The 24,794-nt window shown below is 53.8% G+C and carries 15 protein-coding genes and 1 pseudogene; all 16 read left to right on the top strand.

All coding sequences use genetic code 11. The features are described 5' to 3' along the window. Nucleotides 1-493 (top strand): annotated as a pseudogene (locus NB063_RS29460) (sulfatase family protein); the annotation flags it as partial. A gap of 407 nt (nt 494-900) precedes the next feature. Further along, complete coding sequence (locus NB063_RS29455) at nt 901-1,074, top strand: hypothetical protein (RefSeq protein WP_250932883.1); 174 nt, start codon at nt 901-903, stop codon at nt 1,072-1,074. Between the two features lie 126 nt (nt 1,075-1,200). Continuing rightward, nucleotides 1,201-2,409 (top strand): DUF1559 domain-containing protein, encoded by a 1,209-nt coding sequence (locus NB063_RS29450; RefSeq protein WP_250932881.1) that lies wholly within the window; start codon nt 1,201-1,203, stop codon nt 2,407-2,409. A gap of 48 nt (nt 2,410-2,457) precedes the next feature. Further along, on the top strand, nt 2,458-3,021 hold the full coding sequence (locus tag NB063_RS29445; protein WP_250932879.1) for a sigma-70 family RNA polymerase sigma factor: 564 nt from the start codon (nt 2,458-2,460) through the stop codon (nt 3,019-3,021). Between the two features lie 211 nt (nt 3,022-3,232). Next, nucleotides 3,233-4,906, top strand: a complete 1,674-nt coding sequence (locus NB063_RS29440) for a LamG domain-containing protein (RefSeq protein WP_250932877.1) — start codon at nt 3,233-3,235, stop codon at nt 4,904-4,906. Between the two features lie 226 nt (nt 4,907-5,132). Then, the gene (locus NB063_RS29435) at nt 5,133-6,761 is read left to right on the top strand and encodes an arylsulfatase (protein WP_250932875.1); all 1,629 of its coding nucleotides are present in this window, start codon (nt 5,133-5,135) and stop codon (nt 6,759-6,761) included. Between the two features lie 271 nt (nt 6,762-7,032). Next, nucleotides 7,033-7,995, top strand: a complete 963-nt coding sequence (locus NB063_RS29430) for a hypothetical protein (RefSeq protein WP_250932873.1) — start codon at nt 7,033-7,035, stop codon at nt 7,993-7,995. 542 nt (nt 7,996-8,537) lie between these two features. Beyond that, nucleotides 8,538-10,304 (top strand): sulfatase, encoded by a 1,767-nt coding sequence (locus NB063_RS29425; protein ID WP_250932871.1) that lies wholly within the window; start codon nt 8,538-8,540, stop codon nt 10,302-10,304. Nucleotides 10,305-10,419: 115 nt separating this feature from the next. After that, a complete protein-coding gene (locus NB063_RS29420; RefSeq protein WP_250932869.1) occupies nt 10,420-11,892 on the top strand; it encodes a sulfatase-like hydrolase/transferase in 1,473 nt (490 codons plus the stop codon). Between the two features lie 184 nt (nt 11,893-12,076). After that, nucleotides 12,077-13,585, top strand: a complete 1,509-nt coding sequence (locus NB063_RS29415) for a sulfatase family protein (RefSeq protein WP_250932867.1) — start codon at nt 12,077-12,079, stop codon at nt 13,583-13,585. A 447-nt stretch (nt 13,586-14,032) separates the two neighbouring features. Then, nucleotides 14,033-15,931, top strand: a complete 1,899-nt coding sequence (locus NB063_RS29410; RefSeq protein ID WP_250932865.1) for a sulfatase-like hydrolase/transferase — start codon at nt 14,033-14,035, stop codon at nt 15,929-15,931. A 485-nt stretch (nt 15,932-16,416) separates the two neighbouring features. Continuing rightward, nucleotides 16,417-18,405 (top strand): DUF5060 domain-containing protein, encoded by a 1,989-nt coding sequence (locus tag NB063_RS29405; RefSeq protein WP_250932862.1) that lies wholly within the window; start codon nt 16,417-16,419, stop codon nt 18,403-18,405. 8 nt (nt 18,406-18,413) lie between these two features. Beyond that, nucleotides 18,414-21,287 carry a glycosyl hydrolase gene (locus NB063_RS29400; RefSeq protein WP_250932860.1) on the top strand — a complete coding sequence of 958 codons (2,874 nt, stop codon included), beginning with the start codon at nt 18,414-18,416 and terminating at the stop codon, nt 21,285-21,287. A 103-nt stretch (nt 21,288-21,390) separates the two neighbouring features. Beyond that, complete coding sequence (locus NB063_RS29395; protein WP_250932858.1) at nt 21,391-21,678, top strand: hypothetical protein; 288 nt, start codon at nt 21,391-21,393, stop codon at nt 21,676-21,678. A gap of 93 nt (nt 21,679-21,771) precedes the next feature. Continuing rightward, nucleotides 21,772-23,268 carry a sulfatase family protein gene (locus NB063_RS29390; RefSeq protein ID WP_250932856.1) on the top strand — a complete coding sequence of 499 codons (1,497 nt, stop codon included), beginning with the start codon at nt 21,772-21,774 and terminating at the stop codon, nt 23,266-23,268. 5 nt (nt 23,269-23,273) lie between these two features. Further along, complete coding sequence (locus NB063_RS29385) at nt 23,274-24,752, top strand: sulfatase family protein (RefSeq protein ID WP_250932854.1); 1,479 nt, start codon at nt 23,274-23,276, stop codon at nt 24,750-24,752. Nucleotides 24,753-24,794 lie beyond the last annotated feature (42 nt).

Here is a 24,794-nt window from a genome sequence, read left to right as displayed (position 1 = left end):
GCTGGTGGACGGTTACGCAGCGACCGCGGCGTCATTGGCAAATCTTGACACCAAGCCCGGCGATCTAGACGGCGTCAACTTGATTCCATTTTTGAGCGGTGACAATAAGGCCGCACCTCACGACACATTGACGTGGCGGTGGATCGCTCAAGCCGCGATTCGCGAAGGTGATTGGAAATTACTGCGTGGGGGAGAACGCGAATATCTCTATAACCTCAAGACGGACATCGAAGAGAAGCATAATCTTTTAAAAGAATACCCAGAGGTTGCTGATCGATTGCGGCGCAATCTCACACAGTGGTCTCAAACGCTCGACCCACCGGGATTGGCGACCGCTCCAATGGCACCGACCTGGATGAACTACTACGACTTCTATTTGGAAGGATTGGAGCCCGCTCAAACGCGAGACGAGCTTTCTCTTGGTATCGATTCAACGCCCCCGCGAAAGAATCGACGAAATTCGACTCGCCGGAAGTCAACGGCGAGCGAATAAGTTCGATTTCGGATGCTCCTCACTGCCCTCGAAACGGGAGTGCCTATTACGCATTGTGTGAGCGTACCAACGACGAACGAAATTGGTGTGATTCAATCTTCATGGAAGCTCAGCGATCCGAAGTGTTCGCATGAGGACCCTGATGCAACTAACGCCGTTGCGTTGCGTTTGATTCAAACATGTGTTGTTAACGGGTTGGAGAATGATTCAAGTTTCTTCAGAGATAGAGTGTTTAGATTTATTAATCGACCGGATACTCGATATGCGGACCGTTAAGTCTTGATTAACGACCGGATCCACGCGAAAGCGCTATTAAACCAACCCCGAGATGTGCGTTGCTAGTGTGTTTGGAATGGGTGCTTAATGCATGTGGCAATGATTTACACGTTTTTTAAAAGGATGACTCAATGAGAACTATTTTGTGTGTTTGTTTATTGGTTGCCTGCAGCGGTTGCGGTAATTCTCAGCCGGGTACAGAAGGCACTGCGCAGGATGACATCGCAGCCTACATCGAAGCAAATCCCAATGTGGATGCTGGGCTTGATGAAATCGACGAATCTGATGATGGGACTGGCGAATAGCCGCTCCCGAGACTCGACATCATATTTTCAAACGCTGTGCTGAAACGGCTTAGCATTGGTGTGTCCGATTGTGCGAGCTCGTTGTCGATGCTCGCTGTTTTCTATTTTTCTTTGGAGTGATTGGATATGAAGAATCCCAAGTGCGTTCGCGGTTTTACATTGGTAGAACTGCTGGTGGTGATTGCCATTATTGGCGTGTTGGTCGGCTTGCTGTTGCCGGCCGTTCAAGCGGCTCGTGAAGCCGCTCGGCGGATGAGCTGCAGTAACAATTTCAAGCAAATTGGTCTTTCCATTCACAACTATCATGCCGCCTATAATCAATTGCCGATGCAAGCCGGAGGCACCTATGACTTTCATGGTGTATCGCAAGCAAACAACAATGCATCGGACGTACCCAAGGCGAGCAATGAGCTGGAACTGAGTTGGCTCGTCGGCCTGACCCCCTTCTTTGAAGCACAGGCGTTGTGGGAACAGATTAGTAACCCGCTTGTCGATCCGATCAGCGGAAATACCTTTCCGGCGATGGGACCCAATCCCCGGCGAACCCTGACCGCCCATGGAACTGCCCGTTATGAGCCTTGGTTGACAAACATCCCTTCGCTGCGATGCCCTTCGGACCCAGGGGTGGGAATTCCATCTCAAGGGCGAACGAATTACGCATGCTGTATCGGCGATGCGGTGAAGAATACCCACGACGGGCCGCTGAATAGTGCGGGCAAAAGCAACGGTAACGAAGAGGATGTCCGAGCTTCATGTCGCGGCGTCTTTGTCGCTCGCCAGAAAATGGGATTTCGCGATATTCTTGACGGCCTGGCCAACACGATCTGTGCCGGTGAGATCCTGACAGATCTCGGCGATAATGACGTCCGTACGAGGGCAGTCAACCGGAGTAGCGGGCCTTCCATATGGAATGATGTTCAGAAGTGCGATCCAGGGCGAGACCCAGCACGGCCGAGTTTCTGGCAGGCGACTTTACCCACAAATATTGCGTTCTACGGCACTGCCGAACAACGACGCGGCTATCAGTGGGCCTTGGGGCGACCGTACTTCACGGGAATCACCACCATCTCGCCACCGAACGATGAAATTTGCCTGCAGGTCAATCACATCAATGTGGGTAACTTGCCACCAAGCAGCCGTCACCAAGGCGGGTGCCACGTGCTGATGTCCGATGGCGCAGTAAAGTTTGTTACGGATTCGATCGAAGCCGGAAATCAGGCAAGCGCTACGGTTCAACTCGGCGGCAATCCACCTCCGGGTTCCCAAAGCCCCTATGGCCTTTGGGGGTCGTTAGGGACTCGGGCTAGCAAAGAAGTTATTAAAGAGGGGCTGTAGCGATTGCGTTCTCAGCAAACCTAGTGGATTTGTACGATTGATCCACATATGAGCGAGGAATTGTCACGACGAGTGTCTGAGCAGTTGCCGGAAGATGATAGCAGCCGATCGCCGGTTGTTAAGCATCTGGTACTTGCTCAGCCTCGTCTGTTTGCATACGCACTGACACTGCTCCCCAGTTTGGATGCGGCGTATGAAGTGCTTCAAGAAGCCAATTGCAAATTGCTTGAGAATGCAGATAAGTTTGAGGCGAACCGCGAATTCTTGCCGTGGGCATGCGGTGTGATTCGCAATGAAGTGTTGGCACGTTATCGCGATCATTCACGAGACAGGCATGTGTTTAGTATCGAGTTTATCTCCCGCATTGCTGAGTACGCTCAATCCCACCATGAAGACGAACTTACTCGAAGCGCGCTCCGCGTGTGTTATGAGAGATTGACGGATCGCCAACGGATGTTGGTGGATCTGCGTTATGGGCCTCAGGGGTCCGTCGCGAAAATGGCCATGCAGCTCGGCCGTCCCGCTGCTTCCATTTCGACATCGCTGAATCGAATTCGACGGATTCTCGAAGAATGCATCGGTCGCACTTTGGGAGCCCATGAATATGAATGAAGAACAATTTCGTCGGCTACTAGCAGGACAGCGCCACTTCAATCGTTCAATAGGCATCTAAAGTGTTGTGGGCGCGTTGTTTGCGAACAATGCATTGGTAACCCGAAGCGTAAGCGAGGGATTCTTCGTAACTCCTTCCCTCGCTGACGCTTCGGGTTACCTTTTGCTCGAAAGTGGCGCTGTCCAGCTAGGGTCTCTACTCGATAACACGTTGAGTGCCGAAGAAGGCTCTGCGATGGAGTCGGCCATGGACGAAAATGCCGAGTTTCAGCGACTGTATTGTGATGCAATTAGAATGCATGCGAGTCTTGCATGGCCGCGACGATGGTCCATCACTGGTTCAGTCACGCGGGTAAACTCCGGTGAGACGACAGGCCGCCGGCGAGACAGGAAGCAAATTGTCCTACTCGCCGTGGTAGCTTCGGTTGCTGCGTCGATCATGATCGCGACCGCACTGCATACCCAACGGCCGGCGAATGACGGACGCCTCTCTGCGGTGGCGGCAAATTCGGATGCCCGAATTAACGAACCGGGTTTGCAGATCGATTCGCCAGCGAGAGCAAATTTCGTAGGTGTGCTCAGTAACACAGCCAATGTGGCATGGAAGGCCGAAGCGACGCGTGCGGTGGGGACGCCGCTACGACCAGGTTGGCTCCGCTTTGATTCCGGGATGATCCAAGTCGATTTTTTTGGTGGTGCTCGACTGATTGTACGTGGGCCTGCGGAAATTCAACTACGGTCTTCGTCCGAGGCCTTGCTTCGATCTGGCGAAGCGACCTGCTTTGTCGGGGAATTGGGACGCGGCTTTCGCTTGCTCACCGGCGAAAGTGAAGTCGTCGATCTCGGTACCTCGTTTGGGATGCGCGTCGTACCAAACCAGAGACCCGAGGTACACGTGTTTGAGGGCAAGATCGCGATTCGGCAAAACCCGCAATCCGATCCAGTTGAACTGACCGAAGAATTGGCTGTTCGGCTTGATTCGAAGAAGTTGAGCCCGGTCGAATATGCGAAGAAGCAGTTTCCCGGATATCAGGACCTTCAAAACGAACGTGCGTCGAAATCGCAGCAGCGGTATGACACCTGGAAGTTAAACGCAGCAAAGCTTTCGCTCGATCCGTCGGTATTGGTTCACTACACGTTCGAGGATCAACAGGACGGTGACATCGAAGTACTGAATCGAGCTAAGTCGAAGTCCGTTGGATCGTCCGGGGCGATCATGGGCGCGACATGGGGCGAAGGACGCTGGCCTAGCAAAACAGGCCTTCACTATCGAGATCGCAACGATCGCATGCTATTCAAGGTCCCAGGGAAGCATGACAGCATTACGTTTTTGATCTGGGCGAGAGTGGATGCGCTGATGGGGCAACGTACAGCCTTGCTGCTGTCGGAACATCCGGGCCGTTGGATTCTCAACGGATCAATGCCAGGCCATGAGCTTCATGAAGCGATCGCTCGTCATGCGGATGCCCCGGCTAAAATGTGCCGGTGGACTCTCGAAACTCATGGTCGACCCACTCTTAACCTCGCCTTCGAAGGGCGAATTGCGGAGTCGCATCAGTGGGATTCGTACATTGCGCCTCCTTCAGTTGCAAAAAAAAGTGATTGGGGACGATGGTCGTGTTTGGCTGTGACTTACGACACGATCAACAAAATGGTCGTCCACTATCATAATGGACTTCCGATTCACACGACGCCCCTCGCACGCCCTGAACCTTTGCTGCTCCAGTGCATGGAGCTTGGCAATTTGAGCGTGCCAACTGAACGACCTCATAGCAATGTTGATTATCGGTTCTATGGAGTCATTGATGAAGTCTTGATCGCCAAACGCGCCCTCACCGAACGGGAGATCGCTGCGATTTATGAGACTGGCAACAATGCACAATAGCCTTCAAACCAGTGTCGATGCCATGAAGTTAAGACGGAAGGACATCATTTTTCTAAGACCGAATAATCCTTGAGACTACCCAAGCTAGAAAGCTGCAACCTAGTTTCAGATCCTCAGACACTTCCTGGTAGATCTGGGTGCGAAGTACGGCTACGAGTTCCTGAGAGACTGATTTTCCTGACACTCACCACAGCAACGACAATTCCAACCGGACCATTGAACTGACATGCGAAATCGAACGCTCCTCATTGCGCTTTCTATCTTGGCGATGACATCGCTCGCCGATGCGACAGACGGCCCAAATGTTGTATATATTCTTGCCGACGACATGGGGTATTCTGACCTCGGCTGTTACGGCAGTGAAATTGAAACGCCGAATCTGGATCAGCTCGCCGAGAAAGGAGTTCGGTTTACTCAGTTCAACAACGCGGCCAAGTGTGAACCGACGCGGGCCAGCCTAATGAGTGGGCAATATTGGCAAGACGCTGGCTTCGGCGTCCGGCGCGGACCCACGATGGGCGAGGTGATGAAGTCCGCAGGTTACGCAACGTTCGCGGTCGGCAAGTGGCACCTTGACGGAAACCCCGTTGATCGCGGCTTCGATCGCTATTTCGGTCACCTAAGCGGCGGGAGCCATTACTTCCAATGCAACGCTTCTAAGCGACTCGATGATAAGCCCTTCAAGGAAAAGCCGAACGAAAAGTTCTACATGACCGACGCGAATGCGGACTATGCGATTCGTTTCATCGACGAACACCACAAACAAAACCCTGACACACCGTTCTTTATGTATTTGGCGTTCAATGCACCGCATTCGCCGCTGCATGCCTTGACCGAGGACATCGAAAAGTACCGCGACAAGTACGGTGTCGGATGGGACAAAATCCGCGAAGCGCGTTATCAAAAACAGATCGCGTCAGGCGTCACGCAAGAACAATGGAAACTTTCTCCACGTGAAGCCAGCGTCCCCGCGTGGGACTCAATGCGTGAGGACGAGCGCGAGTACGAAGCGACTCGCATGGCGATTTACGCGGCCATGGTCGATCGGATGGACCAGGCCATTGGGCGCGTGGTCGCCAAGATTCGCGAAACTGGCGACGAAGAAAACACGCTGGTCGTTTTTCTTAGTGACAATGGAGGCAGCGCTTCCGACGTCACGATCGCCGAACAAACACCGGACGCGCTTCTCGGTCCATCCGGCGCCGGCAAAGATGGCTATTGGGTGGGGCTCGGTTGGGCGAACGCGAGCAACACGCCGTTTCATAGTCACAAGGTCGAGATGGGTAATGGCGGCGTTGTGACATCCTGCATCGCCTCGTGGCCGGCCGCCGTGAAGCATCCCGGCAGCATCACCGATGAACCGTCCCACATCATCGACCTGATGGCGACGCTTGTTGATGTCGGGGATTTAGAGCTCCCGACGACGTTTAAAGGCAAGAAACTTTCGGCATTGCCAGGTAAGAGTCTGCGACCCTTGTTGACGGGTGATCGGCGTGAATCGCACGAAGCGTTGTATTTCCATCTCTTTCACAACCGAGCAATCGTCAGTGGCCAATGGAAGCTGACCACGGACTGGGATCATCCTTGGCAGCTCTTCAATCTCTCCAACGACCGAACGGAGCTTACCGATGTGAGTTCTCAGCATCCCGAGATTGCTGCTCGGCTGCGAAAACAGTGGGAAGACTGGTATGCCGAGGTGCCCGAAAAACGTTTTACGGATGCCACCGGTGATCCACAGTACCGGCGGCTTGACGATCCCGAAGAGTCCTACCTCCGCAGAACCGGCAACGGTGACGAGAGGGAACTTGTGTGGCGATCAAAGTCGAAGCGAGAAACGAAAAACAAAAACAAGTGAGTAACCGCATCACGATGATCAGACAGAAGACGCTGGTGAACGCAGCGACAAATATGCGAGTTGCCTTTGGCATCTGTTCTGTCGCCTCTGTTCGCCTTCGCCGCTTGGCAGAACGAACGGCGTTGGAACGTCGCAACAACAAGTCGGTCCTCGAAATCGCAGCCATCAAATGATTGATCGTCGCTCAACCCGTACGGCGTGCCCCAAAAATCGAAATGTAAAGAATCGAAATCCAGCAGAAATAACAAGGACTTTTATGACGATGAATCGAATGAGTTTTAAGATGCGCCTGGTGATGTTTGCGATCATTGGCTGGATGTTGAGCGCGAGTGCACTGCCTGCTGCTGACTTGCTGACGATCGACAATGGGTCGGTCAAGGTTGGCATTGATCGCGACAAAGGCGGCGCGATCACGTGGTTGTCATCGGATGCCTATCCGCAGAATTTGGTTAACATCGCTGACCCAGGACGATTGATCCAGCAATCCTATTACGGCGGTCGACGACTTGACCGATCGTCCGAAGGGCAGAATGAGTCTTGGAGTCCTTGGTCATGGAATCCAATCCAGGGCGGCGGTGTGGGGGTGGATGGCAGCACAGGAACATGGGCACGTGTGACTGTGTTTAAAAAGACAGAAAACACTCTGTACTCGGAAACAGTTCCGAAGCTTTGGGACATGCCCGACGAAGAGGCGGAGGCCGTGATGCGTCAGTGGACGACGTTTGAGGCAAACATGCCCGGCGTCGTCTGTGTTCGATGCGAAATTCAATCGATGCGCCGCGATGGCGATCCGTGGGGCGAGGCAACGAACAGCCCTCAAGAAATCCCTGCTTGCTACTTCACTCGCAACTTCGACGCGGTGCAAAGCTATCTAGGTGGAGGCAAGTGGCGGGCGGAGCACCAGCGGCCCGGTCCACCATGGGGCCAAACAACTCCGCCACGCAAGTCCATGGCAATGTTCGAACGCTCCGGCCAGGGAGTCGCGGTTTTTTCTCCGACTTCCGGTGCGAGTTGGAATTTTGGTCCCCACGGCGGCGGCCTCAGTAACGATCCTATGGGCGGCCCTTGCATGCACGTCGCACCGATCGACCGCGTCAAATTGGGGCGTGATTCAACCTTTCGGTATCGCTACTGGCTAGTCGTCGGTGACAAGGCTGAGATTGCGCAGCGGTTGGATGCGCTCTGGGCGAAATACTCGACCGAGCAGTCTCAGCTTGTCAAACTCTCGCTATGAAGCGTGCTTCATCACCAGTTCCTGCCCTCAAGACAAAACTCCTGCCATGGTTGTCACGTTGAACCGATTATTCGCTTCGCTGTTTTGTCTCTGCCTCGGCTCTGGAGGCACGGTCAACGCCGAGACTCCAAACGTGTTGTCAATTCCCATTGACGACCTCAATGATCGGAGTGGTTGTCTCGGTGAATATCGTCAAGCCAAGACTCCCAATACTGATCGCCGTGCTGACAGGGAGACAATTTTTACCGGAGGCATTGTTAGCTGCCCGTTTGCAATCCACCGCGAGCGAGCATGATGACGGTCCACTATCCATGTACGATGGGAGCCGACCTTCTTTCCCCGTTTGTCCAGCAGCCTTCGGCTCTCGATGGAGTGTTTAGTATGCCCGAAGTCTAAGCGAGGAAATGAACGTTATCAAAAACCACGCTTACGCGGGTTGAGGTTTCGCTTTCAGTCACGGCCGGCACCGCGAACAACGTAACCACGAAACTTGTGCGTCAAGTTTAGAAGAGACTGCACATTCCTCCCTCATCACCTGAAACATGAAACCACTTTTTACGACACTGCTGTTATCTTTCGTTCTTGTATCCGTTTATGTGGACTCGTCGAACGCAGAGGAACCCCGGAAACCGAACGTGATCGTGATTCTCGCGGACGATCTTGGCATCGTTGACATCAACGTCTACGCGTCGAAGTTCACGGATGCGAAAGCTTCGCAGATGTACTACGAAACACCCAACTTGGACCGACTGACAAAAGAAGGTCTCGCGTTCTCACAAGCCTACGCCTGCCACCTGTGTTCACCGGCGCGGGCGAGTCTGTTGACGGGCAAGTACGCCGCACGGACGGGATTCACAACCGCGGTCGGCGGAAACGTCAAAACGTTCTACAACCAGGCAATTGTGCCACCCTCAGGATATGTTGCTCAAGACGCGCTGGTGTGGCAGGACAAGATTGACATCGAACAAGCATTGCTCAACGGCACCACTCGTGATGCCCTGGCGTCGGGGCACCCTGCTGACGATGGACAGAACGAAACAACTCTCGCCGAAGCGATGCCCGACCACGATTCTGCCTTCATTGGCAAGTGGCACCTGGGCGGACATGGATCGGAGGGCTGGCAACCGTCCGACCAGGGCTTTGAAGAAATCTCGTATCTCGATGAAGGCGGATCACCGTACTTCAATTGGCGTGGAATCTGGGACAGTGGGAACAAACTGCACCCAAAGACTCCTCAAGAAAAGCTGCTGCGCGGAAAATCAGGCGGTGACTTGGGGCAGGAATATTTGACTGATGAATTGACCGAGCATGCGATTCAGTACTTGCAACGCAAGGCTGGCGTGAAGGGAACCGACAACAAGCCGTTCTTCCTGCACTTTTGTCACTTCGCCGTGCACACGCCGTTTCAAGGAAGAGCCGACGATGTTGCGTACTTTGAACAGAAATCGACGCGTGGTTGGAATGGACATGACAATGCTGTGTACGCGGCGATGCTGAAACGTTTGGATGTTTCGGTCGGCCGAATTCTCGATACGCTCGAAGAAACCGGTCTCGATGAAAACACGCTGATTGTCTTTATGAGTGACAACGGAGGCGTGATGTACACCGATCCGCTCGCGACCAACAACGCTCCCTTCAAAGGAGGCAAGGGGACCCATTTCGAAGGTGGTATCCGAGTGCCGTTGGTGATTCGTTGGAAAGGCCGTATCGACGGAGATCGTTGGAGCAACGTGCCAGTCGACTGCAACGATATCTTTCCGACGGTCTTGGAATTGGCCGGCTACGATGCTTCCCAATACACCACGCCGGACGGCATCGACGGACGCAGTATTGCACCATTGCTTGACGATCCGTCCAACGCCAACGGCGAATATCCTCGCGACACCTTCTTTCAGCACTACCCGCTGAATGTGATCGTCAAGAATCCCGAAGACGGATTGCCGTCAGCTCCTTCCTCCGCCATCCGAAGTGGAGATTGGAAATTGATCTTCGATTGGTCGGGTGCGATTCGCCTCTACAACATTGTTGACGATCCACACGAGAAAAAGGAACTGTCAGCGGTAATGCCCGACAAGGCCCGCGAATTGTTCATCGAACTGAACGATTGGATCGACGCAAACGTCGACGTCAAATACACGCCGGCAATCAATCCAGCTTACGAACCGACCAAAGAGTCGCGGAGACGTCCGTTTGTTGATTTGCGTCGCAAATACCTGGGCGTGAATCGCGCAATTCGAACTATCAATGATGATCCCAGGTTTGACCTGATTCCCGACAACATCAAGCCTCACATTAACACGGCGAATTAGGATCACCGATTTCCCTTCCGTCCTTAGATCTGATTCAGACTCCCCCACTCAAAACTCTATTGAGAATGCGGAGCCCACACCGGCGTCAACGAACATCTGCCCGCGATAACGACACATGACAACAACGCGAATCTTGGTACTAGCTCTCTCGCTACTTTCGCCCGCCTCCCTGATGGCGGACAAGCATAGCAAAACCAATGTCATTTTTATCTTCGCCGACGACTGGGGATATGGTGACTTAGGAGCACACGAGCATCTGACTGACGTCAAGACACCGCATCTCGATGCTTTGTCACAGCAAGGTGTGTTGTTCACCGATGCCTACATTACGGCACCGCAATGTTCTCCGTCACGCGCCGGATTGGTCACCGGACGATATCAGCAGCGTTTCGGTTTCGATCACATTCCAGATGGTCCACTTCCGTTGAATGAAACAACGATTGCTCAGCGTTTAAGCAGCGCAGGATACAAAACTGGAATGGTTGGCAAATGGCACCTTGAGCCGAACCCCGTCTGCGTGGAATGGGCGAGAAAGCATCAGCCAGATGGAATCAAAAAGAATCGAGTCGCGGTGCGGCAAGACCTGTCCCGACCTTACTGGCCGCAGGCACGAGGATTTGACGAGTTCTTCAAGGGCGAAATGAATCGGTATTGGTGCAACTACGCGCTCGACAGCAGCGATTTGAATCGTGAAGGCGAGTGGGTTGATGACCCGCGTTTCCGCGTTGATGTTCAGACGGAAGCTGGGTTGGCGTTCATTGAAAGAAACGCCGACAAACCGTTTTTTCTCTACCTGGCGCACTATGCCCCGCACGTCCCGTTGGAAGCGACCGAAAAGTACCTGAGCCGATTTCCTGGCGAAATGCCAGAGCGACGACGAACGGGGCTGGCGATGATCAACGCCGTCGATGAAGGCGTTGGACGCATCATGCAGCTGTTGCGTGAGAAAGGAATTGCCGACAACACGCTCGTGATTTTCACCAGTGACAATGGTGCTCCACTCAAGATTCACAAGCTGGACGCGCCCGGTGGAGGCCCTGGTTGGGATGGTTCACTCAACGATCCGCTGACGGGCGAAAAGGGAATGGTCGCCGAGGGCGGCATTCGAGTTCCAATGATCTGGTCATGGCCCGCTCGGTTGCTTAAAGGAAAAACAATCAATGAACCTGTGATCAGCCTGGACATGACCGTCTCCGCAGTTGCGGCAGCTGGTGTCGAAGTCGAATCGACCGAGAAGCTCGACGGAGTGAATTTGATTCCTTGGCTTTCCGGCAACCAGACAGCTGCCCCCGACCGCAGTCTGTTTTGGAGGTTTTGGAGTCAGAGTGCCGTGCGTAACGGTGACTGGAAGTTGATTGTCACCGGAGACGGTCGGGAGCTGCTGTTTAACATTCGCGACGACAAAGAAGAGCAACGCAACCTCGCGGTCCAGCATCCTCAGCACGCTGCGCAGCTGAAATCGGAACTACTGCAATGGACCCACCAACTGCAACCCGTTGGATTGCCTACGAAGCCTCTGAACAACGAGGAGCTCGGTTGGTACGACCACTACTTTCAATCAACGCCAGCCGCGTCGCGGCAACCATGATGCCCGCCAAATTCACTTAGAGCAATTGCATGTAGTGGTGGCTTCTAGACGCCAATCCACGACCGATGGCGGTTAGAAGCCACCACTACTGGCTCGCACCACCAATCATTTTTTTAAAATGCTCTCGTGAACGTCCTGTAACGACTCACAATCCAGAATCTGCAATCGACATCAACTGAGCACTATGAATTCAACTAATCATCGACGATCGTTCCGAACTCTGTCGATCTTCGGATTGATGATCCAGGCGACCCTCTGCGTCGCGAAACCGCCAGACTTCGTGATCACGATCGCGGATGATCATGGCGTCTATCATTCGTCGGTTTATGGGACGCCCGAGTTCCAGACGCCTAACCTACAGCAACTCTCCGCCGACGGCATGCGGTTCGACAACGCCTATGTGGCATCGCCCGCGTGTGCGCCCAGTCGTGCAGCTTTGTTTACAGGACGGATGCCCTACAACAACGGCATCGTCGGTAATCACGAATTTGAACTCAAAGCTGGCGTTGAATCGTTGTTGCCGACGCTGATCGACCAGGGCTATGAAATCGCGTTTCATGGCAAAGTCGGGCATGGTCGGCTATTGCATCACGGGGCCTATGTTCCCGATGAAGTGAAGCGACTCGACCAAGCCGAACGTCGACCGATACGCACATTGACGAGCGTCGAAGCGTTTTTACGTGACCGCCCGAAAGATGCTCCGCCACTGGCGCTGTTCCTGGGTTGGACGGACACACACACCGTATGGCCACCTCTGGAAGAAGCTCGCATCAAACCGGCCGACGTCGTGATTCCGCCTCGCATCTACGACACGCCGGAAGCACGGGCGGAAATGTCACGCTACGTCGAAGCGGCCGAACGGATCGACCGTCGGGTTGGCGAAACCAGGAAACTGATCACGAAGTACTTGAATCCAGACAACACGCTGGTCATGTACACGTCCGACCATGGATTCGCCTGGCCGTTCGCGAAATGGTCGCTGTACGAAACCGGTATTCGGACGCCGATGATCGTCGCCTGGCCGGGGAAAATCAAACCCGGCACGACCACCAACGCGATGGTCAGTTGGATCGATTTGCTTCCCACGATGATCGATCTCGCCGGTGGCGATCCGCCCCCGGATATCGATGGCAAATCATTTGCGGACGTCCTCGTGGGAAAATCCGATCATCATCGCGACAGGATCTTCGCCACACACAAGGGCGATAAGGGGATGAACGTCTATCCGATCCGCTCGGTTCGCGTTGGAAATTTCAAATACATCTTGAATCTGCATCCCGAATTCGCGTTCACAACTCACACCGATGTCCTCGGGACGTCCGGACCACACAAGCCAGGTGCTCCGACGCACGGTGGGATGCACTGGAAATCCTACCTCGAAGCAGGCAAGACCGATCCAGCCGCCACCGCGTTCTTGCGTGACTATCACAGCAGCCCGGCTGAAGAGCTTTATAAAATCGACGAAGATCCGTTCGAGCAGAATAACCTTGCGGAGTTGCCCGAGTACACCGAGAAGTTGGCGGAGCTGCGAGTATTGGTCACCAAGCGAATGGAACAAGTTGGCGATGACCAATCACTTAGCGGACCGCCACGTCTGCTGAGAGATTTTCCGCTCCCACCTGACGCCGAATCGTTCAAGCGAGCCCGAACAAAACGAGGGATTGCTGGAGACGGCAGACTCCGAACCCATTGAACTATCGTAGACCATTCCATGATGAAATTTTTAGCATTCTCGCTGCGATATTTGCGATTCACTTCTCCGAGGATGCATCTGCAATTGCACAGTTCCCGATCGAAGCGTCGTTTCGGAATTCGCCAGACGCCGCTCGTCCGTACACGTGGTGGCATTGGATGCACCTCGCTCGATAAACTTTACGAAGCGTTCTCATAATCAAACGCCAATGGCCTCAACAACATTTAAGTTCAAATCCGGAACGCACCAAACAAATTCCCGACGATGGTCCCTGGCTGTTCAATTTGAAAGAGGATGTTGCGGAAGCATCCAACGTGGCCGAAGAGCACCCGGAAGTCGTTGAGCGTCTGACGAAAAAACTTAAGAAACGGGCCGCCGAACTCACGAAGAACACTCGTCCCGTCGGTCGGGTAACTTAGAACACGTTCTTAGAAAAAAAGTTGAAGCATGAAACATAAATATGTAGCGATCGCTGTACTTCTTCTTGTGGTCTGTTCTTCAGCCACAGCCCAGGAGCGAAGACCCAATATTCTTTGGCTATCTGCCGAAGACATCAGTGCTCACTTTGGATGCTATGGTGACCGACATGCCAGAACTCCAGCGATCGATAAAATCGCCCGGGAAGGGATTGTCTACACGAAGGTTTTCACAACCGCCGGGGTTTGTGCACCCTGTCGCAGCGGCATCATTACGGGCATGTACCAGACGACGTTGGGAACACAGCATATGCGTTGCACGGCAACGCTTCCGGACAGCGTTCGTCCCTTCCCGACCTATTTGAGAACAGCAGGCTACTATTGCACGAATTGTAGTAAGGAAGACTACCAATTCAAAACGCCGGCAGAGACTTGGGATGTTAGTTCAGGGAAAGCCCATTGGCGAAACAGAACAGACAAAAACAAACCCTTCTTTGCCGTGTTCAATTACACAGGCTGTCATGAATCCGGCATCGCCAACACAGACAAATATTTGAGTACGACTGCGGGACTCTCTGCCGAAAAAAGACAGGATGCCGATCGCCTGGAGATCCCGCCCTATTTTCCGGACACGCCCACAGTACGCGAAGACTGGAAACGCAACTATGAACTGATTTCCGCTTTCGATGACTGGTGTGCTGCGAAGATACAGGAGATCAAGGACGCTGGCCTTTATGAAGATACGATCATCATGATTTGGTCCGATCACGGCGTGGGGCTGCCGCGTTCCAAACGCTGGCTCTACGATTCGGGCACGCACATTCCGCTCGTGATTCGTATTCCGCAAAAATTCAGCAACGTATCTGATCTGAAACCCGGGTCTAGAAATGACGAACTGGTTAGTTCCATCGATTTCGCGCCGACCGTACTGAACCTAGCTGGAGTGGAAATTCCTGAACACATCCAGGGCCGGGCGTTTCTCGGAGAACAGGTTACGGCCCCGCGAAAATACGTTCACGGCGCCAGAGACCGCATGGACGAGCGATACGACATCATTCGTTCGGTGCGCAATGACCGCTTCCTGTATATCCGCAACTACGAGCCTCTAAAAACCTTTTACCAGTACATGAATTCGCCTGAAAACGGCGCAACCATGAAGGAGCTGAGATCGCTTCACCAGGCGGGGAAACTCCCTCCCGCTGCGGAGTACTACTTCAGCCCGACCAAGCCGGTCGAAGAGCTGTATGATTACGTGGCAGACCCGCACAATATCACCAATCTGGCGGGGCAGCCTCGGTTTAAAGAGGTGCTCGATGAACTTCGTGCAGAACACATCGACTGGGTGAAGCGAAGCAAGGACACCGGACTAATTCCCGAGCCGATTCTCAGAGATAAAGCCAAAAAGTTCGGCAGCGAATATGACGTCTTGCGACAGCCGGGATCTGAATCCGTTATGCAGCGGATCGCTTCCGCAGCCGTCGATGCCTCGGAAGGAATCAACGCTGCACCGGCACTTCTTCAAGCAGCCAAAGACCGTGACAGCTCGGTCCGTTACTGGGGAGCGACCGGGTTGGGCAATATCGGTGAGGACCTGCAAGATAACGCACAGGTGATTGAGGTTTTAAATGTTCTCTTGAATGACCCTACATCCACGGTCAGAACGGCTGCGGCCCGTGGGCTTTGCCGCCTCAGCCAACCGGAGAAAGCGATTCCGGTTCTTATCAACGAACTGACGACAGGAGCTCAGTGGGAACGACTTCATGCAGCGATTGCGCTTGATGAGATGGATGAAATGGCAAGACCGGTTATCAAGCAGATGAAGGATGGCCTTGTGTATCAAAAGGGCTTCACGGCCGAAGGGAAGTACCGGGTGCGCGTGATGAATCGAGCACTGAATGAGCTCAATGGTACCGATAACCGCGTGAAGTAAACACCGTAGCCTCGATGCGATCAATTTGGAAGCCGACATGACGGATCAATCTGCGCCAAGTCGATTCGCCGAAGCCACGACCAAAGGATCGCGGATCTATTGGGATGCTCCTATCAAGAAAGTTTACGGCAGGCGAAATTGAGTACTTGGACAAGCGGCCGATGGTAAACCAGCGTGATTCATCACTCCCAGCACCGGCAAGTTTTACCGCTGCGATGCACTGGGCCATCAAGCAACGAGAATTGGCCTTTCAAAATCAGTAGTCTAGCGGGGTGGGAGTCCATTCTCATACAAGCTGGAGGAAAATGTCCCCGGGGGTGTGAGAATCGCCTATTCGCGGCAAATTTATGGTTAGTACCCTGCGTAGGGTTTGCCTGCGGTACGCTCCCACCGCAGCTTTGAATTGATAAGAAGCGACAACGGTATAGCGCGAGTGCTGAACGTACGGCTTAAAACTTTAGTTATAGATTACGACGTTACCAAGGATGCGAGACAACGACCGTTTGTCGATTTACGTCGGAAGTATCTTGGCGACGACCACGGTCATGTGGATCTTTCCTGCTAGGGCGTTGTCGACGACATCCGCACGCCCAACGTGGACACAAGTCACAACCCAAACCAGAACAATCATCATGCAGGTATGGAAATGTTTCGCCATCCTTACGGCTTTTCTCGCCATTTCCCCTTCGGTAAACCCGCTCTTTGGAGACGATTCCATCCAGGGAGATCCGATCACGTGGCACCCGATGTCGATTTGCTTCGATGGACCGACCGCTTCAGAAACCGACAGTGAGCCTAATCCATTTCTCGACTACCGGTTGCAAGTCGAGTTCAAAGGTCCTTCGGGACAAACCTACGACGTTGCCGGTTACTTCGACGGCGACGGCCAAGGTGGTGCCAACGGCAATGTTTGGCAAGTAATGTTCGCGCCCGATGAAGGCGGCGAGTGGACTTATCAAGCCTCGTTTCGATCCGGAAAAAGTGTAGCAGTGTCATTGGAAGCGGATGCCGGCACGGCTGTCGCATTCGATGGCGACAAGGGTTCGTTTGTGGTCGCTCTGCGCGATCCGAGTGCGTTTGGATTCCTCAAGTGGGGTCGTTTGGAATACGTTGGCGGTCACTACTTAAAATTCCGCGATGGTCCGTATTGGATTCGCGGCGGAGCCGACAGTCCCGAGAACTTCCTTGCCTATGAAGGCTTCGATAACACGCCCGCGAGTCACAGCTACACCGATCATGTTTCCGATTGGCGTGAGGGGGATCCCGACTGGAATGACGGCAGTGGCAAAGCCATCATCGGCGTTTTGAACAGTCTCGCCGAACAACATGTCAACAGCATTTACTTCCTGACGATGAACGTTGGTGGTGACGGCGATGATGTGTGGCCGTGGTCGGGAAAACCAGCACGCAAGGGCAGCCAGCAGGATGACAACCGGCACTTCGATCTAAGCAAACTGCGTCAGTGGGGAACCGTCTTCGCGCACGCTCAGCGACAAGGGATCAACTTGCACTTTGTCTTCAACGAAGCGGAAGTCGCCAATAAGAAGGAACTCGATGACGGTGAGTTGGGTATTGAGCGGAAACTGTACTATCGAGAAATGATCGCTCGATTTGGTCACCACAATGCTCTAAGCTGGAATCTTTGCGAGGAATACAATGTCGGCTTCGATTTCGGAGCCGACCGAATTCGATCGTTTGCCGACTATGTGCAGGCGGTCGATCCCTACGACCACCCTATCTCCGTTCACTCGGCGCACGACCCGCTGGCGGCCCTGAAGTTCACATTTGGTGATCCGAGATTCAGTTTGACGTCGGTTCAATTGAACCAGCGAAGGATTGACACCCTGGCCGAAGACTTTCGCGAAGCGACAACCAACGCGGGCCGGCCGCTGCCAATTTCGATGGACGAATTTGTGCTGGATGTTGGGCAGAAAGAGTCTTGGAAGCCATTCGATCGCCCGGTACTCCATCGCAAACAGAAGATTTGGCCGACGCTGATGTCGGGCGGGCAGATCGAATTCATCCTCGAAGACTTGCTGGGCACCGAATCCTTCAAGACACCTCAGCAGACCGAGCTATGGAAGTCCCTGCGGATCGCTCGGACGTTCATGGAAGATCACCTCCCGTTCTGGGAAATGCAACCGGCAGACGAACTCGTCGATGACGAAGCGATGCTTGAAGTGGGCCTGGGATCGGGCAGGTCGTTTCAACTAGGCGCTCAGGTGTTTCGGAAACCAGGTGAGATTTACGCGATCTACTTTCCAGTCGCCACCGAGACAGGGCGGACCGACTTGAGCGAGGCGACCGGTCGTTTTCATGCTCGTTGGTTTAGCCCACGCAGTGGCCAATTTGAAGGAAACCCGATTGAAGTCGTAGGCGGACAATCAATTGAAATCGGTCAACCACCGGCCGAGCCCGAGCAAGACTGGGCCTTGTTATTGAATGCCGTTTCCAAACCGAACCAACAACCTTAGATCGTTTCATGCTTAAAAGAATTTTTCTGCTCGCGACGATCTTTGTGATTCACTTGGTCGCGAGTTCCTCCGCCAACGCGCAGACCCCCATCGAAGTATCGTTCCGGAATCCTCCCAACTCAGCACGGCCCTACACGTGGTGGCACTGGATGAATGGGCATGTATCCAAGGCGGGCATCACGAAGGATCTCGAAGCGATGAAAGCCGTCGGTCTCGGCGGCTACCAGCAATTTGATGTTGGGGTCGGCATGCCCGCCGGTCCGATTGTTTACAACTCGCCGAAGTATCACGAGCTGGTGAAGTTTGCGTTTTCAGAAGCCAAACGATTGGGACTGGACGCCGGTTTCAACAATGCGTCGGGATGGTCCAGCAGTGGCGGGCCTTGGGTTACGCCAGAGCACTCGATGAAGACGCTTGTGTGGAGCGAAACGACAGTTGCTGCGCCGATCGATCAACACAAACGTACCATTCAATTGGCGCTTCCCGATCTTCGCGCATCGCAACAGACAGGTGCCAAGGGAAAGGCGAACGGTTTCTATCGCGACATCGCGGTGTTGGCGTATCCCGCACCGGCGAACGCGACGTATCAAATCAAGAACTGGGAAGATAAAGCACTCCTGGTCTCGGATGCCAAGGCGGAAGACTTCGCGTTTGATCGTCGCGACGCCCCCGCTGGAGCGACCATCCGGCTTGATTCCATCGTCGATCTGACCAGCAAAATGAATCAATCGGGCCAGCTCAACTGGAGTCCGCCCGACGACGATTGGATCATCATGCGAGTGGGTTATACGTCGACTCGAGCAATGACCAAGCCGGCGTCGCGAGGCGGCATCGGTTTGGAAATCGACAAACTTAGTCGAGCAGCCGCAGACGCTCATTGGGATGCATTGCTTGAGAATGTTATTGCCGATACCGAAGGAGCGTCAGCCTTCACCACGATTTTGATCGATAGTTATGAGGTCGGCATGCAGAACTGGACGGACGCGATGGCCGATGAATTCGCGGCCCGCCGCGGTTACAACATCACTCCCTACCTCGTCTGTCTTTCGGGTCGCGTCCTCGAAGATTCTGCCACCACCGAACGGGTCTTGTGGGATTTACGCAAGACGGTGGCCGAGTTGATGCACGAAAACTACTTCGGCTACTTCGCCGAAAAATGTCATGACCATGGAATGAAATTGGCAATCGAGCCGTATGGAAGCGGATCGTTCGACGCCACCATCACGGCGCAGATCGCCGATTTGCCGATGACTGAATTCTGGCAAGGCCCCGTTCGCAATTTGTGGCAATGGACCAACCAAGTCGTTCCCTCGGCTGCTCATCTTACAGGTCGGCACGTCGTCGGTGCCGAGTCTTTCACCAGCATGGAAGGCGATTGGACGGCTCACCCCTACACGCTGAAGAAAGATGGTGACTGGGCCATGGCTCAAGGGGTCAACCGTTACTACTTCCACACCTTTGCCCATCAACCGTTTCACGACGACGTGTTGCCAGGCATGTCGATGGGGCGTTTTGGTGGCAATTTCCATCGCAACAACACTTGGTTCATGAAATCGCGTGCGTGGATGGATTCGATTGCACGTTGTCAATTCCTGATGCAAACGGGAACCTACCAGGCCGATGTGCTGGCTCTCTATGGCGATGAGCGAGGGTTTAATAACTTTTTGGGCCGAACGGAAAGATCGGACATGAAAGAGCTGCCGGGATTGAAATTCGATCTGGGTGGCATGAATTCACTCGACCACCTGTCTGTCGATGACGTGGGTGACATCCGAGTGACGTATGACGGCGAACTGCTGGACACGCGTTATAAAATGTTGCTCCTCAAACGAGCTGATCTAATGACGGTTAAGCACGTTACGACTTTAGGAACGCTCGCCGATCAGGGCGCTATCATTTTTGCTCCCAAACCGCAACGCTCCCCGTCGTTGCAGGACCATGCTCGGGCGGATCAGGAAATTCAAACGCTGACAAAGCGATACTGGAACACGGGCTTGATTAAAGCACCGAGTGAATTCGCCGCTGCAGCAGCGGCAGTGGTAGCCGATTGCGAGCTTCCTGAGTCGGTCATCTTTAATCGGCACCGAATCGACGCGGACGATTTCTACTTCATCGCCAATCAACAAGACAAAACAGCGGAGATCGTCGCAACCTTTCGCGTCACCGGCAAGCGACCAGAACTTTGGGATCCAATGACGGGAGACGTCGCCGAAGCACCCAACTGGAGGTTGACAAATGATGGCCGGACCGAGGTCCGTCTGACGCTTTCGCCACTTGAATCGTTGTTTGTCGTATTCCGGAAGCCGACGACGGAAAAGAAACGGTCGACACCCAAAGCGAAAATCAAAACGCTGCAAACCCTGAATGATTGGATGATCAGCTTTGATCTTAAGTGGGGTCCGAAAGATCCGATCTCCGTTGATTCATTGCAGTCTTGGCATGAGAGCGGTAACGCGTACGTCAAATACTACTCTGGGGCAGCAACCTATCGGACTTCGTTCGAATTGGCGTCCATCGAATCTGATATCGTCTTGGACCTCGGTCAGGTAGAGGTCATCGCTAACGTCACTCTCAATGGGAAAGCGATTGGAATGCTGTGGAAACCACCGTTTCAAATTGATGTGACCCAGGATGCCAAAGCGGGGAGCAACACTCTTGAAATCGAAGTCACCAATCTTTGGGTGAACCGCCTGATCGGGGATGAACGATTTCCGCGTTGGGAATATCCGTGGCCACCGTGGTTGATTGGCGGAAAGCCCATGCCAGTGGACACGCCGCGGAAAACCTTTGTCGTTCACTTGCACTGGAAACAGAGCGATCATTTGCTTCCCTCAGGCTTGCTCGGTCCGGTAACGCTTCACGCGAAACAGCCCGCGGAATAATCTTACTCCACGAGAAACTTACAGTGCCACGTCGAACGCGCTGATCGCAGTGTTTGAACGTAAACATCAACGGCGACAGGCGTGATTTTAAAAAGTGAACCTGATGAATTTAACCGTTCGACGAAACTTGTCGCTTCTGCTGACGATTTCCAGCTTGATAATCCAGGCAACGATCAGCGTGGCGAAACCACCCAACTTCGTGATCACCATTGCGGACGATCACGGTGTGTACCACTCCTCCGTTTATGGAGCGAGTGAGTTTCAAACGCACAACTTGCAGCAAATGGCTCATGACGGAATTCGATTCGACAATGCCTATCTCGCCGCCGGAGATCCGATCGCTATTCGCTGGCGGCATGGTCATGTCCTGCGTGGTTTGTCTGTTGGCTAGATCGGCGATTGGCCGCATTGAATCTCGTCGAAGATCCCAGAGCGATAGAATCGTTCACTTAGTTCACTATTCCAACCATATTGAGAACCATCCATGGGAATGACTTCTCCCGTTGATCCGACCATGCGAACTGCGATCCCAAGCAACCGGCGACGAATAAGTGTCGTGGATCGCTCCGCCGATCCAACGCAGGATCGCGGAGCGGTCCACGACAAGCTAAGAATCCTTTACCTCTTGTTACTAGGGGTGTTGTTAGTCGGCACTCCGTCTGTCCAGGCCAGCGAACCGCCGAACATCGTCTTGATTTTCATCGATGACATGGGGTACGGCGACATCGCTCCGTTTGGCAACGAAGTGCTTCGCACGCCGCACCTCGAATCGATGGCCCAGCGAGGACGAAAGTTCACGCAGTTCTATGCCAGCCCCGTTTGCACGATGTCGCGGGCAAGCCTGCTAACGGGATGCTATCACGCACGCCTTTCCATGCCGTCGGTATTGCAGCCCACTTCTGATACCGGGCTGAACCCAGACGAGACAAACCTCGCCAATTTATTGAAAACCAAAGGTTATGCAACGGCCTGCATTGGAAAGTGGCACCTCGGACATCAAACCGAATTCCTCCCCAATCAGCAAGGATTCGACACGTACTTCGGCATTCCGTACAGCAACAACATGACGGACGACTACATGCAGGGAAAAGCTCCACCGCTGCCCCTTTATGAGAACGAAAAGATTGCCGAAACCGAACCCGACCAATCGCAATTCACCAAGCGATTTACCGAGCGGGCCATCCGTTTCATCACCGATCATCAAGACGAACCATTCTTCGTCTACTTGCCGCATCCAATGATTCACACGCCTTTGTTTGCGTCTGAGGATTTCAAAGGCAAAAGCACGATGGGAATCTTGGGCGACGCGATCGAAGAGATTGATTGGTCGGTGGGGCAGATCAACGACGCGATCGACCGTCTGGGACTTGCCGAAAACACACTGGTCATTTTCACATCCGACAACGGCCCCGCCCATCATCCCGCTGGAAAGTTGCGAGGCGTCAAAGGAAGCACTCACGAGGGCGGTGTTCGCGTCCCCACGGTGATGAGCTGGCCGGGAAGAATCCCGCCAGGAACCACCTGTGGTCAGATCACAGGCACCATCGATATTTTGCCAACGGTCGCGAGCTTGGCATCGGCGAACCTCGATCCGGCACGACCGATAGATGGATCGGACATTTCAAGTTTGTTGTTTGCCCCCAATCCCGCTCCGGTACGCGACACCCACCTGTATTACGGATGGAGCCAAACTGTGCGACTAGATGCTATCCGGCAGGGCAAATGGAAACTGTTCTTGGGGTCCGGCGACCAACCGCCCAAGCGATACGACAATCGTCCAACGAACCATCGAACCCGTCCGGTCGGCGAATTCGAAACCGCGCTCTATGACCTCGACGCGGATCCCTACGAAACGACCGACGTCCGGGAAAAACATCCCGAAATCGCAGCACGACTAAAGGCGGAAGCTGCGAAACGCGATGCCGAAATTTCGACCAACGCACGTCCCGCTGGAACACTCAACCAACCACAACCAAACTGAATTCCATGAATCTGATTTCCCAACGACGATCTCTAATTCCGCTGATGCTCTTCAGCTTGATCATCCATGCGACCATCTGCGTCGCGAAACCACCCAACTTCGTGATCACCATTGCGGACGATCATGGTGTCTACCACTCATCCGTTTATGGAGCGAGTGAGTTTCAAACGCACAACTTGCAGCAAATGGCTAATGATGGAATTCGATTCGACAATGCATATGTCGCCTCGCCGGCTTGCGCGCCCAGTCGTGCGGCACTGTTTACGGGGCGAATGCCTTACAGCAACGGCATCGTCGGCAACCACGAATTTGAACTCAAGCCCGGTGTCCGTTCGCTGCTGCCAACGCTACTGCAACAAGGCTACGAAGTTGTCTTCCACGGCAAAGTTGGCCACGCCGGGCGGAAACACTTCGGCCAGTACGTGCCCGACGGTGTCAAAATACTCGGCGGTGGCGGTTTGCAAGAAACCATGACGCTGGATCAGGTGGAATCATTTCTCAAGCGACGCCCCAAAGACGCGCCACCGCTGGCACTGTTTCTTGGCTGGACCGACACGCACACCGCATGGCCGCCGAAGGAAGAGGCGAGAATCGCTCCCGAAGACGTCGTCATTCCTCCGAAGATTTTCGACACGTACGAAGCGCGAGTGGAAATGACGCGATACGTCGAAGGAGCCGAGGACATCGATCGCCGCGTTGGGCAAACTCGAGGATTGATCGCCAAACACCTGGATGTGAACAACACTTTGGTCGTTTACACGTCCGATCATGGGATGCCGTGGCCGTTTGCGAAATGGTCACTGTACGAAACAGGAATCCGCACACCGTTGATTGCTGTTTGGCCGGGCAAGATTACGCCGAATTCATCGACCGATGCGATGGTCAGCTGGATTGACCTGATGCCGACGCTGGTCGACCTGGCTGGCGGAGCGTCGCCCTCAGACATCGACGGTCGTTCGTTCGCCAATGTGCTGTTTGGCAAAACCGACCAGCATCGCGACGTGATCTACGCAACGCATAAAGGCGATAATGACAAGAACGTCTACCCGATTCGCAGCGTCCGCGTGGGCAAATGGAAATACATCCGCAACCTGCACCCCGAGTTCGCTTACACCACCCACACGGACGTTTGGGCCAAGGAAGTTCCGCGTATCGACGGTCACTGGGCACACGCTGGCCACCACTGGCAATCGTACATCGACGCAGCAAAAACCGACCCGAAGGCGGCAGCATTCTTGCGCGACTATCACAGCAATCCCGCAGAAGAACTCTACGACCTGGAAAGCGATCCGTTTGAGAAAACCAACTTGGCCACGTCGCCTGGGCATCGTGGCAAACTGGAAGAACTTCGTAATCTGGTGGTCAAACGGATGAAAGAAGTCAATGACGACCAGTCACTCAGCGGACCGCCGCAACTGCTAAAAGATTTTTCATTGCCAGAGATAATGCGGAACCACACCACACGATCGAAGCCTCAACCGTAGGATGATTGACCTGTCATAATGAACTTGATATGCCTGCAACTC

Origin of the sequence: Aporhodopirellula aestuarii (assembly GCF_023701485.1) — a bacterium.
GTDB classification, from domain to species: Bacteria; Planctomycetota; Planctomycetia; order Pirellulales; family Pirellulaceae; genus Rhodopirellula; species Rhodopirellula aestuarii.
Note: the sequence above shows the minus strand (reverse complement) of the source record. Positions and strands in the feature narration are given on the sequence as shown.

What these genes read in the sequence shown, in the direction of transcription:
- NB063_RS29420 (WP_250932869.1), top strand. Translation starts at nt 10,420, where the DNA reads ATGACAACAACGCGAATCTTGGTACTAGCTCTCTCGCTACTTTCGCCC.
- NB063_RS29430 (WP_250932873.1), top strand. Translation starts at nt 7,033, where the DNA reads ATGAGTTTTAAGATGCGCCTGGTGATGTTTGCGATCATTGGCTGGATG.
- NB063_RS29395 (WP_250932858.1), top strand. Translation starts at nt 21,391, where the DNA reads ATGAATTTAACCGTTCGACGAAACTTGTCGCTTCTGCTGACGATTTCC.
- NB063_RS29445 (WP_250932879.1), top strand. Translation starts at nt 2,458, where the DNA reads ATGAGCGAGGAATTGTCACGACGAGTGTCTGAGCAGTTGCCGGAAGAT.
- NB063_RS29435 (WP_250932875.1), top strand. Translation starts at nt 5,133, where the DNA reads ATGCGAAATCGAACGCTCCTCATTGCGCTTTCTATCTTGGCGATGACA.
- NB063_RS29390 (WP_250932856.1), top strand. Translation starts at nt 21,772, where the DNA reads ATGGGAATGACTTCTCCCGTTGATCCGACCATGCGAACTGCGATCCCA.
- NB063_RS29425 (WP_250932871.1), top strand. Translation starts at nt 8,538, where the DNA reads ATGAAACCACTTTTTACGACACTGCTGTTATCTTTCGTTCTTGTATCC.
- NB063_RS29400 (WP_250932860.1), top strand. Translation starts at nt 18,414, where the DNA reads ATGCTTAAAAGAATTTTTCTGCTCGCGACGATCTTTGTGATTCACTTG.
- NB063_RS29450 (WP_250932881.1), top strand. Translation starts at nt 1,201, where the DNA reads ATGAAGAATCCCAAGTGCGTTCGCGGTTTTACATTGGTAGAACTGCTG.
- NB063_RS29385 (WP_250932854.1), top strand. Translation starts at nt 23,274, where the DNA reads ATGAATCTGATTTCCCAACGACGATCTCTAATTCCGCTGATGCTCTTC.
- NB063_RS29405 (WP_250932862.1), top strand. Translation starts at nt 16,417, where the DNA reads ATGCGAGACAACGACCGTTTGTCGATTTACGTCGGAAGTATCTTGGCG.
- NB063_RS29455 (WP_250932883.1), top strand. Translation starts at nt 901, where the DNA reads ATGAGAACTATTTTGTGTGTTTGTTTATTGGTTGCCTGCAGCGGTTGC.
- NB063_RS29410 (WP_250932865.1), top strand. Translation starts at nt 14,033, where the DNA reads ATGAAACATAAATATGTAGCGATCGCTGTACTTCTTCTTGTGGTCTGT.
- NB063_RS29415 (WP_250932867.1), top strand. Translation starts at nt 12,077, where the DNA reads ATGAATTCAACTAATCATCGACGATCGTTCCGAACTCTGTCGATCTTC.